This is a genomic window from Flavisolibacter ginsengiterrae DSM 18136 (genome assembly GCF_059568575.1).
This window is the reverse complement of record NZ_JCANTR010000015.1, coordinates 49998-66575: the sequence shown is the minus strand read 5'-3', so window position 1 is coordinate 66575 and position 16578 is coordinate 49998. Positions and strand designations below refer to the sequence as shown.

The window sequence follows — 16578 nt, the reverse complement described above, 5'->3', positions numbered from 1 at the left end:
AAAGTGGAAAGCTACCCAATGCCACAGCCAGAACATATGATAAGGATCAGAAAGAAACCCTTTAAAACCTGCTTTTGGTCAGGCCAATAAAATAAAAACTGACAGGTTGCTATAATTGAGTGTTAAGGAACAGGTTACTCAATTAATTTTACGTTTTCGTGTAAGCGTTTGTTCAACTAATACCATCTCTACTTATTTTTCTTCAAATTGACCGCCTTCCCCTGTGTCTCCATGGCGGCTAATAAATAAATCAGCGAAGCTGTGCCATCCATTGTAGGCTCATTGGTACTGTAATCCCCATAATCATCATGATAAACAGCAAGTTCACTTTGAAAAGGTTCATATTCATCTGGTTCATGTAAACTAATGCCGATCAAGCCCTTATAGATGCTTGTATAAACCGGTCCATCCACCAGGCCTCCATCAATAGGGTAATGTCCCAGGTGTGTAAAGGCGGAATGAGGATCAGCAGGTGTATCTCCGGATGCAGGTAATCCATATACCATGGAAGTGCCCCAGGGATTGCATCCAAATAACCAGTCAATATTTGCCTGCTCCAGGGCTTCAAACCTTTTATCTCCCGTAAGCTGCTTATACCACAAGCATTGTATGGCAAAAGAAACAGTAAGGTTATTGCTACACCATATGAAAGGTACACCCCTGTTAAATGCATTGGAACCCGCCTTTAATAAAACGGCTTCAATTCCCTTCCTGTAATAACTGATTAGTTTTTGCCTGTCAACACCATGCAGACGTTTGGCCAGTTCATAATGTCCAAGATTGATAAAGGGATACCATTGGTAATGTTTGGCTGTATCGTTTCCCAGCCATGGAGTTATAGGTTCCTGATTTGCATAGTCCAATGCGGCACTGTTCTTATTTTGAAGCGCGGCAGCTAATTCCATATCATCCACCCAATTATCTTCCGCATAAATATATGGGGACCGTACAGAAACAGTTTGTGTTACGCCAGGCTTTTGCAATGCAAATTGGTAAGCAGAAACAGCTTTAGTTTTTAAAATTCGCGAATACGACGCATCTGAATGGAACAACACTGCACCAAGTGAAAATGCACTGGAAAATTTAGCCGCAGTGGATGAAGTGCCCGTAGTATTATTCATGAATTTTCCACGTTGCTGAGGTTCGCCATTAATAAAATATACAGGGCGCTGATACCCTCTTCCATACTGGCTGTCCTGCCTGGGTATGCGCATAGAGATATGATCACGGTCATCAGCTATCTGGTTGAACATCCAATTATCCCTGGGATGCATTTTCAACAACCAGTCAAGCCCCCACTTAGCTTCATCCAACACATCAGGCCTTCCATTTTGCCCTTCTAACCCATTTGCCGTTTTGGTGTCACCAAACACAGAAGGAAAATCCCTGTAAGCAGCAAGCAGGTGCCAGGTGGCATTGGCAGAAGTAGTTGAGTATTGCAGGTAATCACTGGCGTCATGCCATCCGCCAACAACATCTATGTAGGTACTATCTTTTATACCCCCTTTTGCGCCATACAATACATATCCATCCTGGGTATGACAACTATCTTTTAAATAAGGATTAAAGCCAGTGCGTTGTTGACGCATGTAGCGCAAGCAAAAATCAGCCGCACCCTTGTATACATCATCACCTATCTCAAATTCCGGCGACCTTGCTTCTTTTGCTTGTATGTAATAACGGCCCTTTTTCCGGAAATTAGAGAAATCCAGCCTGTACGTTTCTTGAAATGGCCCATAGGCTCCAAATGGCTTCCCTGCTGAAGCAGCAAAAACAACCTTCCTGTCAAGGGCATTAACCAGTTGGAATTCTGTAACCTGATCTTTTTGTTTTGAACACCATACGGCTACTTTCACGCCTCCAGTTGGATAGCCCAATTGGTTTATCCTGATCCAGTATCCTGGTTGTTCTGTAGCAAATCCGGCTCTGGCCGGGATAAGAAAAATCAAGATGAGCAGCCAGTTCTTGTTCATGTAATGGATCTTATGAAGGTTATAATTACACAATGCAAAATAGTGTAAAGAAATAAAGGTCAGTAATATAGTGGATCTTAAAACTATAATGAAGTTCATTATACTCAATGACCAGTGTCATAAGAAGAGGAAAGTAATTTTTTTAAGTTTAATACATGAAATACCTGGTTCCTGCATACCTGGTAATGTTATTTTTTTCCTGTAAGGATAAAACAGAAACCACCTTTCCCGTTTTCCAAAGTATTACTGAATCTGTGTATACCCCGGGCAATATAAAAAGCAGGGATCAATACCAGGTTTTTTCCTCTGCCAACGGGATTATACGCCATATTAATGTTACTGAAGGTGACCCTGTGAAAAAAGGCGACATACTACTAACTGTAGATAACGAAATATCAAAACTTGCCAGGGACAATGCACAACTGGCAGCACACTATTCCTCTGTTGACCTGAATAGAGATAAACTTGCAGAATTGGAATCCAACATTACCCTGGCAAAAACCAGGGTGCAACTTGATTCATCACTATTGGAAAGACAGGAAAACCTGTGGAAACAAGACATTGGTAGCCGCAACGAACTGGAACAAAGGCAACTGGCCCTAAAGAATTCCCGCACCAGTTACATCACAACTCTACTGCGATATAACCAGCTTAAAAAACAAATTGCATTTGCCGCTCTTCAATCAAAAAAGAACCTTGAGATAAGTTCCAGTAATAATGATGATTACAATGTTAGAGCTAAAAAAGATGGTAAAGTTTATACGATCTTAAAAGAAGAAGGTGAAATGGTGAACACTCAAATGCCTGTTGCCATTATAGGTGATGCAAAAGACTTTTTAATGGAGCTGCAGGTAGATGAATATGATATATCAAAAGTTCGCACAGGACAAAAGGTTATTGTGGGAATGGATAGCTATAAAGGCCAGGCATATGAAGCGATTGTCACCAAAATCGATCCTATTATGAATGATAAGACCAGGTCCTTTAAGGTTGAAGCCTGTTTTATTCAGCAGCCACCAGGTCTTTATCCCAATCTAACTGTCGAAGGAAATATTGTTGTTTCTTCAAAAGAAAAAGCATTGACAATTCCTGCCGATTTCCTGGTGAATGGGAATTATGTAATACTCAGCAATGGGGAAAAAAAGAAAGTTGATATAGGGCTAAAGGATTACCAGCGGGCAGAGATCTTAAAGGGATTAACAATCCATGATGCCATAAGAAAACCTCTTAAATGAAACTCAGTGCAGATATTGCCAGGTCCCTGTTAATGGCCAGGTGGAAACAATCACTTGTTGCTGCCATAGGGGTTACTTTCAGTATTACCATGTTTATAGGTTTGCTAAGCTTTATGACTGGCTTAAATAAATTGCTGGATGGTCTTATTTTGAACCGTACAGCACATGTGCGGCTTTACAATGAATTACAACCCAACCCTGTTCAGCCAATATCCATGTCCCCTGCTTATAAAAACTACTATCATTTTATTTCTTCAGTAAAAACCACCAATACCCGGGAGGAAATTTATAATAGCGCAGCCATAGTAAAAACCATAGCTTCAGACAAAAGAGTGGAAGGCATTGCATTAAAGATCAATACCCCTGTCTTTTTTAATGAAGGTAGTGTGCAGATTGCAGGCAGTATCAGTGGCATTGATGTGCAGGCTGAAAATAGTTTGTTTCATTTCAATGATTATATAAGCCAGGGAACAGGCAATGACCTGGCACTTATTCCCAATAGCATTATACTAGGTAAACCCCTTGCAGAAAAATTAGTGGCCAATATTGGGGACCAGGTTTTTATAACCACTACCAGGGGGGATATTTTTCCACTAAAGCTGGTAGGTTATTTTGCAACAGGCATCAGGGACTTTGACAAAGTTCTGGGATTTACATCTTTAAAAACGGCACAGAAGCTGATTAATAAACCTTCCAGTTATATTACCGATATACAGGTAAAGCTATTTGATATTAAGAAGGCTCCTTTCGTGGCCAAAGAATATAGCCAGTTATTTAATACACATGCTGAAGATATTCAAACTGCCAATGCTCAATTTGAGACAGGCAGCTTCATTCGAACACTTATTTCCTATATGGTCGGAATTACTTTATTGATCGTTGCCGGCTTTGGAATTTATAACATCTTAAACATGATGATCTATGAAAAAATGGATGCCATTGCCATACTAAAAGCTACAGGTTTTTCAACAACAGATGTAAAAACCATCTTTCTAATGATAGCCTTAAGCATTGGAACCTTTGGAGGGCTAATTGGCTTGCTGGGAGGTTTCCTGGTTTCATGGTTCATAGATGGCATACCATTCCATGCCATATCGTTGCCTGGTATTTCAACTTATCCTGTCAATTACAATCCAGTCTTTTATGGAATAGGAATTTTGTTTTCATTAGTTACAACGTTTCTTGCTGGCTGGCTTCCTGCTCTTAAAGCAAGTAAAATAGACCCGGTTGTGATCATAAGGGGGAAATAATATGAACGATATTATTCTACAGGCCATACACATAGAGAAATCTTTCAGAGAACAACCTGGCATTCCTATTCTTAGTGATATAAATTTAGACATTCAAAAAGGCGAATACGTTTCACTTATGGGTAGATCAGGGTGCGGAAAGTCCACCTTGTTATATATCCTTTCGACGATGGACACAGATTACAAGGGTAAATTATATATTGACAATGATTTGATGACAGGTCAAAAGTCAAACTACCTGGCAGAAGTGCGGAATAAAAAAATAGGATTTGTTTTCCAGTTTCACTACCTGCTTAATGAATTTACTGTACTTAAAAATGTAATGCTGCCAGCATTGAAAATGGCCAGGCTGCCATTGTTGGATATCGAAACAAAAGCAAACGAATGGCTCAATATTCTCGGCATACACCAATTAGCTCCAAAATATCCAAATCAATTATCAGGTGGAGAAAAACAAAGAGTGGCCATAGCAAGGGCACTGATCAATAGTCCCTGTATTATATTGGCTGATGAACCTACCGGTAACCTGGATAAAAAGAACTCTGACCTCATCTTTGATATATTTCAACAACTATCAGACAATTTTGGTCAAACTCTATTAATTGTAACACATGATCCGGGATTCGCCAATCGTACCAAAAGAATCATTCAAATGGAAGATGGAAGGATTGTATAATTGCTTTGAATAATTTATATAATGCCCTCACTGTAAACTCAATAGAAAACCAGCTAGCATCTCACTTTCTGTATTTGCTTTACTATGGCGCAATATTAGTAGTAAAAAGGCTGAAACAGCAAGAAGAGCATGGAAATACATCATCCGAATTATGGCCTTTCGAAAACAAAAGAAGAAAGTTTTGCAGAAGACACATCCATTAATCTTTTACCTCGTGCCGTACTCCGGCCAAACTCCTATATCCTGTTGGATGGAGAATGGAAATTCAAACTGGATCTGGAGGATAAAGGATTAACCGAAAGCTGGCATCTTGGACATGCCTATGAATACACGGGAATGTGGCCAGGCTCCATAGAAGAACACATGAAAAATGCCAGGATTGAGCCCACCCAAAAATCCTGGAGGGATAAGGTAATTGCCTGGTATGAAAGAGAATTTCCCCTTCCTGACTTGTCTACCAATAACGGCGATCCTCACTCTTTGCTACAATTGACCTTCGGCGCTTGCGGATATGAGACCATGGTATGGTTAAACGGTATTTTATTAAAAACCATTGAAGGAGAAGAAGTTCATACAGGAGAGTACACTTCTTTCTCCTATGAATTAAATCCCAAAACCTTAAAAGAAACCAACCGGCTTACCGTTCGGATAGCTGACTCCATGGATGCTGACATCCCAAGGGGAAAACAGGAATCTCATGTTTACAAGAGAGGTGGTATATGGTACCAGACGTATACCGGTGCAGTTCGCAGCGTTTGGCTGGAACCTGTGGAACGCAACAGGCTTCGCTCAAGGGTTGGGGTTTTTAGTATTGTTGAAGACAACATGGTGCGCTTCAACCTCACCACCCGTATACATGACCCGGGGAATTATACATTACAGTTACAGGTATATAAAAGAAAACAGGAAACCCCTGAACCATTGGCAGCAGATACTTATCCTCTCAAACTGGAATCAGGTGAGAAAAGACAAAGAGTGGTGATTGAAATTCCCTCGGCAGAATTGTGGACGCCTGAAAACCCTGTATTGTACCGTCTTGTAGCCCAATTGATTGATGAAAAAGGCTATGCTGCTGAAATAGAGACACATTTTGGATTGCGCAAAATAGAAGCCAGGGGCTGCTGTGTTTATTTAAACAACAAATCGGTGTACCTGGATGGCATTCTTTACCAGCCGGGGACAGCTAGCTATGAAGAGATCAAGGCTCATATGGTGGCCATGAAAAAACTGGGTTGTAATCTTGTTCGCATACACATTGCCGGTGTAGACCCCCGTATCTATAACCTGGCCGACAAGATCGGCATGCTCTTGTGGGTAGAAGTACCAAGCCCCCACCATTCCTCATCCAAAAGCCGCAAGGCCCATCGTGAAGAATTATTGCGCATGCTCTCCCTGATCGGCACCCACCCATCGGTGGTTATCTGGAGTTTATACAATGAAGACTGGGGCGCCCAGGATATAGCCACCAACCCTGAAACAAGGCAATACATAACCGATATGTATCATTTCATGCAATTGGCCTATCCCCAATTTTTAGTAGTGGACAATGATGGCTGGCAACATATATCCTTTGAAGGAAGGTTAAAATCCGACCTGCTCACCGCCCATCTTTATACACCTGAACTGGAAAGGTGGAAAGAATTATTAGATGCAATAGTGCGCGGAGAAATGACTGGTGTAGCAGCCTTTCCTTTAGTGGTGGGCGATCCTTTCTTTTATAGAAATCACATACCCCTAATCATAAGCGAATGGGGGGGCTTTGGCTTCTCGGATTATGGAGGCCCCAAAGAAAATGAAGGACGTACTGAGTTGATCAAAGCCTTCAAAAAGGAATTAAGAAGCCGGCCAATAGCTGGTGATGTATATACACAGGCCACCAATATTGAAGATGAAAAGAATGGATTGATAGATGAACATTCAGCAGCTTTAAAAGTGCCGGAAGGTTTATTAAATTCAAGGGATGATGAACAGTAAATTGAATAAGCTGTTAGCAAAATGCATAATACAATATGCATTCAATCTTCATAGAAGCTCATTGTTATAGAGCATGATTTTTAATTACATTAGTTGGATAGAAATAATTCCAGATGAAAATAGCTACGTATAATGTCAATGGTGTAAATGGACGATTGCCAGTATTATTGAAATGGCTCAGTGAAGCCGAGCCTGATGTTGTGTGTTTGCAGGAATTAAAGGCACCCCAGGAAAAATTTCCTTTGGCAGCTATAGAAGAGGCCGGGTATAAAGCCATCTGGCATGGACAAAAAAGCTGGAATGGAGTGGCCATCCTTTCCCGTGGAGATGAGCCAGAAGAAGTACGGAGAGCCTTACCTGGTGATTCTGAAGATGTTCACAGTCGTTACCTGGAAGCTGTCATTAATGGAATTACTATAGGTTGCCTTTACCTGCCCAATGGCAATCCAGCACCGGGGCCGAAATTCGATTATAAATTAGGATGGTTTGACAGGTTGATCACACATGGAAAACAATTGCTGAAAGCCGGAAAGCCTACTATACTGACAGGAGATTATAATGTGATGCCAACGGAACAGGATGTATATAAACCTGAACGATGGCTGGATGATGCCTTATTTCGACCAGAGGTTCGTACTGCATTTAAAAAGCTCACCGACCAGGGATGGACAGATGCAATTAGAAAGCTGTATCCTGATGAAACGATATATACCTTCTGGGATTACTTCCGCAATGCCTATGGTCGTAATGCAGGCTTACGTATAGATCATTTTTTATTAAGCCCTGATGTTGACAGGCGCCTCAAGGCTGCTGGCGTTGACAAGCATGTCCGTGGCTGGGAAAAGACCAGTGACCATGCACCAGTGTGGATTGAGTTGAAGGAAAAATAATGGAGCATATGGTAAAGGGTAATGATAAATTGCCTACACATTCGGCACGCTAATTATCTATTATTTCTAGATATCTACTCATCAATTTTTCTTACACCATAGCTATTATTGAACACATTGCCGATTTGCTGGCAATGATTCAATGGGTTACTCTTAAATGTAAAACCTTGCAATAAAAAAAGAGGCTATCCCTACCCGAGATAGCCTCTTTTTATTAAATAATGAGATTCTTAATTACCATTCCAAACCGGTACCCTTCCAGGTGTGTAAGGAGCACCAGATCTTTCCAGCAGATCATCCAGCTTTTTGACCTCTGTACCGATGGCTTTCAATTCAGATAAAACCGGGGCAAAATCTTTCACTGCCAATTCATACGATTGTAGATACGTATTTGACGGAGCTGATGTTGTTCCCCACAATCCACCAATAATATTATTGATACGACCATTTAAAGATGGCAATGTTTCAAACTCTCTTTTGGAGAGCACCTCATCCCCGTTGAGCAGGTCATTGACTTCTGTTAATCTCTTTTCAAGGTCATATATATTTTTAGAAACTGTAAGAGGTAACGCAGGTGTTTGAATTACCGCTTCCTTCATGTACTTTATTTTGTTGGCCAGTTCTTCGCGGTATTGGTCTGCAGCGGCTGCCACTCTTCTCAATTCAGCTACCTTTTTACTAAATACATCAACCTCTTTCCTGTCGGCTACCGGCAAGGCACCTGTGTGTAATGCCACTGCTTTGAATGGCTGTGGAGGCACCAATTCTGTATAACTGCCATCTTCAAACTTACTGAGAGACACCTTATAATTTCCAGGCATGGCCAGGTATCCTTTTTCTTTATCGCTAAATACAAAGGATTCATCAAAAGGTGTAAGGTCAATTGGTCCATAAGGTGCATAGCGAAGGTCCCAAACAATCCGGTTGAATCCTTTTTTACCAGGTGCCTTTATCCTTCTCACTACATTGCCGCTTTCGTCCGATACAGTAAACAGTAAGTGAGGTGCCGGCTGGCGGTCTTCCAATCGCAGGCTATCAGTTGAAGGATAATACGGAGCATCGCCTCTCTTTATCTTATCAGCTTCCACTTCTTTTCTTTTCTCTTTTAATGTCTTCAGATCTTCTTTCAGGTAATAATTGAAAACAGCGCCAACCGGTGGATTAGGCGCCGTATAAAAACTTTCACCCTGGAAGCCCTTGCCCCTTACACCCAATGGAATTGAAGGCACATACATCAATGCATCTTTTACCGGGAAAATCATGGCCGCCTTTTCCATGTTTTCCTTCTTAAGGTTTCTTAACGAAGAATAATCATCCAAAACATAAAAACCTCTTCCAAATGTTGCCAGTACCAGGTCATTTTCCCTTCTCTGAATTTCTATATCACGCACTGCAATGGTTGGCAAGCTTCCTTTTAATTGAGTCCAGCTTTGACCTCCATTATTGCTGAAGTAAACACCAAACTCAGTACCTACAAACAACAGATCGGGATCAACATGATCTTCTGCTATGGTATAGGCAGTGCCCCTGGCAGGTAAATTATTTTGAATAGCCACCCATGTTTTACCTCCATCTCTGCTGCGGTAAACATAAGGATGAAAATCGCCATACCGGTGATGGTTGAATGTAGCATATACAGTATTCCTGTCATGCTGCGAAGCGATCAATTGGTTCACATAGGTCTTTTCAGGAGCACCTGGAATCTTATCAACATCAACCTTTGTCCATGTTGCTCCACCATCCGAAGTAATATGTATCAGGCCGTCATCTGTGCCTGTATATAAAAGGTTCTGATCAAGTTTTGATTCTGCCAGTGTGGTTACATTTCCATAGACGTCAGTTGACTGGTTTTTCGCCACCGCATCAACGCTCCAAACTTTTCCCATTATTTTCATCTTATTGCGATCAAGTTGGCGTGAAAGGTCAGGGCTGATTACTTTCCATGAATTGCCCCGGTCATCTGTGCGGTACACTTTATTGGCAGCAAAATACAGGCGTTTGTTATCAAATTGTGATATCAGCAGCGGAGCGTCCCAATTCCACCTGTTAGCAGCTTCACCACTCATTTCAATTGGCTTGATATCAAAGAACTCCCCGCTCTTGCGGTCGAATCTTACCAGGCCTCCATATTGCGATTGAGCATATACTATATTAGGATCTGACTGGTCCACCTGGGTTTCAAATCCATCTCCAATACTGGTAAAGTACCACTCAGAACTTAAAATACCATTGCTGCTTAATGTCCTTGAGGGCCCTCCAATACTAAAATTATCCTGCGTGCCACCATGAATGTGGTAGAATGGGTAACCATTATCCGTAGCAACCTTGTAAAATTGAGTAACAGGAAGATTGGGTTTGAATTGCCAGTTGGCAGCTCCATCAAATGTTTCATACAATCCACCATCGCAGCCTTCTAATAAATGGTCTGTATTGGAAGGGTCAATCCAAATCACGTGATTGTCGACGTGCTTACTTTTCTCCCCAAGTACCTTGAAATTCTTACCACCATCCAGGCTTACACCTGCATACATATTCATGGCATAAACCTTATTAACATTTTTTGGATCAGCAAAAATTCTTTGGTAGTAATTACCTGCAGTTGCATACGTGCTTTGCTTTTCCCAACTGGAGCCCCTGTCATTGCTTATATACAATCCGGCACCATCTGTGGCTTCCACTATTGCATATATTACATCCGGGTTGGCTGGAGAAATGGATAATCCTATCCTGCCAATATCACCTTTAGGCATGCCAGTCATGATCTTATTCCATGTAGCACCGGCATCTGTGCTTTTATATAATGCCGATTCGGGCCCTCCGCCTACATACATATATACTTTCCGTTGTCTTTGATGGGCGGCCGCATATAAAACATTAGGATCCCTGGGATCCATATGAATCTCGTTGAATCCTGTATTCTCACTAACTGACAAAATATTCTTCCAGGTCTTACCACCATCGGTGGTCTTATATATTCCTCTTTCACCACCTGATGACCAAAGCGGGCCATAGGCGGCTACATATACAATATTTGAATTGGTGGCATCAATAACGATCCTCCCAATATGTTCTGAATTTTTTAGTCCAACATTTTTCCAGCTTTTACCTCCGTCTTCAGATTTATAAACTCCATCACCATAATCCACACTTCTCTGATTATTACTTTCTCCCGTGCCTACCCAGACGATATTTGGATTAGATGGATCAAGCACTACGCATCCAATTGAATAGGAACCTTCATTATCAAAAACAGGCGTATAGGTAATTCCTGCATTTGTGGTTTTCCAAACACCACCTGCAGCGGCAGCCACATAGTATTCATTATGATTATTTGGATTTACGGCCAGGTCGGCAATCCTACCCGATGTGATGGCAGGACCTACGTTCCTGAATTTTAACCCATTCAGTACGGCAGCATTTAATGCTCCCGGGCCTTGTACTTTGGCAGAAGTATCTGGACGTTTTTTTTGAGAATAAGCAGTTAATGACACGATGGTCAGCAGCATAAAGCTGACAACAGTCAACATGAATCGCATAAGCAATGTTTTAGAAAATTAGTTGGGAAGATACAGCAGAAGGCTGAATTAAAGCAGTTGCCTTACCTTATTCTATTACATGGGTATATTAAATCTTAGCTGGCTCAATTCACGTTTAGATTCATCTAAACAAAATATGGCATAGCTATATATTGGTCATTTGTGCTTAGGATAAAATAGCTGATCTTTTATTGATCAATTCAAAGCATTGCTCAACGATCTCCAGTTCCTCATTAGTGGGCACCACGAGTATTTTGACACGTGAATCATCAGCTCCTATCTCTTTAAGGTTTGCAGATCTCGTTTTGTTCTTGTCATCATCCAGTTTGATTCCAAAAAACTCCATATCTCTGCAGATCATTTGACGGATTAAAACGTCATTTTCCCCTACGCCTGCAGTGAATACGATAGCATCAAGTGCATTAAGGACAGCAGCAAATGAACCGATGTATTTTTTTATACGGTATGCATACATTTCATAAGCCAATTCAGCCTGTTCACTACCGGCTGCTATTGCCTTGGTAATATCTCTCATATCGCTAAAGCCTGTCAACCCAAGCATACCGCTTTGCTTATTCAACAATGTATTTACCTGGTCAAGGCTATACCCCAATTGGTTTACCAGGTAAAATATGATTGAGGGATCAATATCTCCTGACCTGGTTCCCATAATAAGCCCGTTAAGAGGACCAAAACCCATGCTTGTATCTACAGAAACTCCTTCTTTTACTGCAGCCATACTGCAACCATTACCTAAATGAATGGTAATGATATTGGCTTTGGGCTTTTTCAGGTAGTCCAGCGTTTTGGCCGTTACATATTTATGGCTGGTACCATGAAATCCATATGCCCTGATACCTCTTTCAGTATAAAAGGATTGAGGAATAGCATAGCGATATGCTACTTCAGGCATGGTCTGGTGAAAAGCAGTATCAAAAACAGCAATTTGCAATGCCCTGGTAAATATTTTCTCAGCTACTTCTATCCCAAGGTAATTGGCAGGATTATGCAACGGTGCCAGTGAAAACAATTTTTTAATTTCGGCCTTTACTTCTTTGGTGATCAGGGTTGTGGAAGCAAAGGTCTCTCCACCATGTACTACCCTATGTCCCACAGCCTCAATTTCCATCGGATCCTGTATCACACCAATTTCTTTATCTGTTAATAACCTGGCCACCTCGTGCAGCCCGGCTTCATGGTCAACAAGGTCCATGGTTCGGCGAAGGATCTTTTCTTCATCCCCATGTATCAATTTGTGCGTAATGACTGAATTCTCCAATCCTATGCGTTCCACCAGGCCTGTACAAATGGGTTTTGTATTGGGCATTTTAAACAACTGGTACTTTATGGAACTACTACCTGAGTTTATGATAAAAATATTCATGGATATATACGTTCAGTTTTGACTTAATGCTGACCCTCTTAATTAAATGGTTATACTGTGATGGCCTGACTGGTCATAACTGTATCTTTTAGTTCAACTTTTTCCGTTTCTTTACCCTCCTGGCTTTGGATGGCGGTGATGATGACTGTATTAAAAATGTCGTCAACCGTGCATCCACGGCTAAGGTCATTCACAGGCTTATTCAAGCCTTGAAGCATTGGACCAATAGCCAGTGCGCCGGTTTCTCTTTGAACAGCCTTATAGGTATTGTTGCCGGTATTAAGGTCAGGAAATATAAATACATTGGCCCTGCCTGCCACTTCAGAATCAGGTAGCTTTTGCTTGCCTACTACAGGGTCTACTGCAGCATCGTATTGAATGGGTCCCTCGATCTTTAGATCAGGTCTTTTTTCTTTAACGATCCTGGTTGCTAAGCGTACTTTTTCAACATAGGCCCCTTCACCTGAATTCCCTGATGAATAGGATAACATGGCTATCCTTGGTTCAATACCGAAACGGCTGCTGCTTTCTGCAGAAGAAATAGCTATCTCTGCCAGTTCCTCGGCTGTTGGGTCCGGGTTCACTGCACAATCACCAAAGACAGCAACGCGGTCAGGAAGGCACATGAAAAATATAGATGAAACTATAGAAATGCCTGGTTTGGTCTTTACAAATTGTAATGCCGGACGAATAGTATGTTGGGTCGTGTGGTTAGCACCTGAAACCATTCCATCAGCATGGCCTTTATAAACCATCATAGTACCAAAATAAGAGACATCAGTCATCAGGTCGCGTGCCGTTTCCAATGACACATTCTTGCTTTTACGAAGCTCATACAGTGTCTGAACATAGTCATTATAATAAGGCGATTCTATAGGGTTAACAATTTGTAACCGGACATTTTCGAAATTCAATCCAAGCCTCTTAATTGATGCGGCTATCTGGTGTGCATCACCCAGAATTGTAAGATCAACAATTTGCTGGTTCAACAACCGTGAAGCGGCTTTTAATATCCTGTCATCATCACCCTCAGGTAAAACAATATGTTTACGGAATGCTTTTGCTTTTTTTGTGATCTGGTATTGAAACATATGGGGTGTCAATACCTCGGAATGGTAGGTAACCAGTTTTTCTTCCAGTGATTTGACATCCACGTACCTATCAAAGGTATCAATGGCCAGCTGGATCTTCTTGGTATTATCAGCAGTGATCCGGGAATGGATTGTTCCCAGCCTCGCAGTGGTCTCGAACGTTCCACTTTTTACAGAAATAATTGGAATAACGGATGATAAACCGTCAACCAGACGCTGCACAGGCTTATCAAGCTTACCGCCCACTGTAATAACTACCCCTGCAACTTTAGGATAGTTTAAAGAAAGGTTAGCCTGGATAGCACTGATCACAATATCTCCACGGTCGGCAGGGGTCACGATCACCACATTTTCCTTAATATGGTTAAGGAATTGGGGTACCTGCATGGCTCCTGTGACAAAATTATCCACCTGGTTGGAAAGCTGGTCTTCCCCGCAAACAACCTTAGCTCCCAATTGCTCATATAATTCCTTCATGGTGGGAGCAGAAAGGTTTTTGTCTTCGGGTATAACGGAAAGAATAACTTCCTTATTTAGCTGCTGTAGCAGGAAGTCTTTAACATCCTTAACCTGGTCCAGCTTTATTTTATTTACAATTATGCCAATGACCTGCACTTCTTTCATTTCGAAGTTGCGCAAGACAGTTAATACGGAGTTGATGACGTCAGAGGTTGTTTTCTTTTCTCCAGATACGACTATGATGACAGGCGAACCCAGGTTTTTCGCAATATTGATATTGGTCTCAAATTCAAAAGCCGTTCCTTCTCCTATGAAGTCACTTCCATCAATAATTGTAAAATCATGTGCATCCTCCAGTTTTTTCACTTTATTGATGATCGTGTCAATCATCTCATTTTGATTTTCCTTTTCCAGGAGATTTAAAGCCTGTTGTCTTGTAAAAGCAAAAGCCTCATCATATTGCATGGGAAGTTTGAAATATTCAAGCACCGTATCTATATGAACATCCTTTTTGCTTTTCAAATCCGGGTTGATAATGGGTTTGAAATAAGCTACTTTTTGTGCCTTTCCAAGCAACATGTTAACAAGACCCAACGCTACGATTGATTTTCCGCTGTACGGTTCTGCAGAAGCAATAAAAACATTTTTGGTCATAGCTAAGATTTATATCTGGTGCAAAATTGATGAAGATTGGTTTTTATGGGAATGATGCATGTTAAGAGAAATATGATTAAAGTCATTTTTCATAACAGCAAGCATTACGTTAAAGCAGAATTCAATAAGGTGCGAAAATCTCAGGATACAAAGGGTTGTTAAAATCAGTTACCCAACTATTTCTTCTTACATAGCAATGAATACATATAGAATAGTCAAACCATAAAAAAAGCCACCAAAATGGTGGCTAAATTGGTGGAGGTGACCGGAATCGAACCCCATATTTAGTTTATTGAATATCAATGGTTTCAAATTGTTTTTTTAACTCTAGTCCCGAATTTGTCACTATACTGCTGTAAATCTAAATAAAGTTAACAAAGTCCGTCAAATCATATTAATTGAATGGAATTAAATTCTCTGTATGAATATTAGTGGTATCAAACCATATGCTTTTTACTATAATATGCCTTATCTATACTTAATAACAGTTGCATCTATTCACCTGATATTCTTTCAGATCAAGATCTTTATCGAGATGCTGCCTTTTTAGATGCTACCTTACTACTGGTAGATCTGGATTTTGTTGCAGTTTTCCGGGAAGTTATACCATGAGGAGCCCCACCACCACCACCTTTTTTAGAAGAAGCTAATGATCTGGAGGAAGATTTACTGCCCACATCAGCCTTGATATTTACCTTGTTTAAGGCTAACTGGGTCAATAAACGATCTGCTTCTTTCTCCTCCTTCATGGTCTGCTCCAGAAGACGTGCTACTTCTTTAAGACCTAGTTCTTTGGCATATGCCCGGGCAGTTCCATATCCAGAAATTTCATAGTGCTCAATTTTTTGTGCTGAGGCTATTATTGCAGCATCTTTAACTGCAGGATCCATATCTTCTCCCATCATCTTTTCACCTTCCTTGATTAAACCCTCAGTTCCCTTACATTTTGTATCTCCACCAAAAATGCGCTCCAAAAATCCTTTTTTGTCAGTGGATTTGGATGGACTTTTCAGGAGCTTTCGAACTTTGTCCAGTCTTCTTTTTTGCTCACGGGTGATTTTTAAATGCTGGTTTAGTGCCTGCTTCAAATCGCGATTCTGGGTGTTTTGCACCATAGTAGGAATGGCTTCGATAATTTGTTCCTCTGCTGAATATAGATCGTCTATTTCATGTTCAAGAAGATCACGGAGGTCTAATAATGGTTCCATGTTAAGGTTGTTTTATTAAATACTAAAAAAACTGTGCCCGCTCAATCTGAAATTTTAATGGATCAATCAAGTTTTCAAACGGTTGGAACTTAATTAATATTTAAGATCTGCTCCTGACAATAAATTGCAGCAGAATATTTAAGTGTTAAACGTTTTATTGTTATTCCCCTGTTTCTACAGGGGATTACTTTTTGAAGCAGAACACTAATATTTGTCCTGGTATAAACTATTAAATGTTACTGCAATGA

10 protein-coding genes are annotated in these 16578 nt (G+C 40.8%); 5 read left to right on the top strand and 5 right to left on the bottom strand.

Going from position 1 to position 16578, the window contains the following annotated elements:
* Positions 1-188 precede the first annotated feature (188 nt).
* The gene (locus BP74_RS15460) at positions 189-1973 is read right to left on the bottom strand and encodes a glycoside hydrolase family 9 protein (RefSeq protein WP_496375260.1); all 1785 of its coding nucleotides are present in this window, start codon (positions 1971-1973) and stop codon (positions 189-191) included.
* 155 nt (positions 1974-2128) lie between these two features.
* Between BP74_RS15460 and BP74_RS15455 the strand changes: the two genes are divergently transcribed.
* The 5 genes from BP74_RS15455 to xth all read left to right on the top strand — a co-directional run bounded on the left by BP74_RS15455 (position 2129) and on the right by xth (position 7998).
* Complete coding sequence (locus BP74_RS15455; protein WP_496375259.1) at positions 2129-3208, top strand: efflux RND transporter periplasmic adaptor subunit; 1080 nt, start codon at positions 2129-2131, stop codon at positions 3206-3208.
* A complete protein-coding gene (locus BP74_RS15450; protein ID WP_496375258.1) occupies positions 3205-4458 on the top strand; it encodes an ABC transporter permease in 1254 nt (417 codons plus the stop codon). Before BP74_RS15455 ends, BP74_RS15450 begins: the two co-directional genes overlap by 4 nt.
* Before the next feature lies 1 nt (position 4459).
* On the top strand, positions 4460-5134 hold the full coding sequence (locus BP74_RS15445) for an ABC transporter ATP-binding protein (protein WP_496375257.1): 675 nt from the start codon (positions 4460-4462) through the stop codon (positions 5132-5134).
* Between the two features lie 129 nt (positions 5135-5263).
* The gene (locus tag BP74_RS15440) at positions 5264-7108 is read left to right on the top strand and encodes a glycoside hydrolase family 2 TIM barrel-domain containing protein (protein ID WP_496375256.1); all 1845 of its coding nucleotides are present in this window, start codon (positions 5264-5266) and stop codon (positions 7106-7108) included.
* Between the two features lie 113 nt (positions 7109-7221).
* Positions 7222-7998 (top strand): exodeoxyribonuclease III, encoded by a 777-nt coding sequence (xth, locus tag BP74_RS15435; RefSeq protein WP_496375255.1) that lies wholly within the window; start codon positions 7222-7224, stop codon positions 7996-7998.
* Positions 7999-8228: 230 nt separating this feature from the next.
* Here the strand turns inward: xth and BP74_RS15430 are convergent, their stop codons facing one another.
* From BP74_RS15430 to BP74_RS15415, 4 genes are all read right to left on the bottom strand, one after another.
* Positions 8229-11534, bottom strand: a complete 3306-nt coding sequence (locus BP74_RS15430) for a WD40/YVTN/BNR-like repeat-containing protein (protein WP_496375254.1) — start codon at positions 11532-11534, stop codon at positions 8229-8231.
* A 166-nt stretch (positions 11535-11700) separates the two neighbouring features.
* The gene (locus BP74_RS15425; protein WP_496375253.1) at positions 11701-12918 is read right to left on the bottom strand and encodes an acetate/propionate family kinase; all 1218 of its coding nucleotides are present in this window, start codon (positions 12916-12918) and stop codon (positions 11701-11703) included.
* 50 nt (positions 12919-12968) lie between these two features.
* Positions 12969-15122 carry a phosphate acetyltransferase gene (gene pta, locus BP74_RS15420; RefSeq protein WP_496375252.1) on the bottom strand — a complete coding sequence of 718 codons (2154 nt, stop codon included), beginning with the start codon at positions 15120-15122 and terminating at the stop codon, positions 12969-12971.
* Between the two features lie 527 nt (positions 15123-15649).
* Complete coding sequence (locus BP74_RS15415; RefSeq protein WP_496375251.1) at positions 15650-16330, bottom strand: YciE/YciF ferroxidase family protein; 681 nt, start codon at positions 16328-16330, stop codon at positions 15650-15652.
* Positions 16331-16578: the final 248 nt, after the last annotated feature.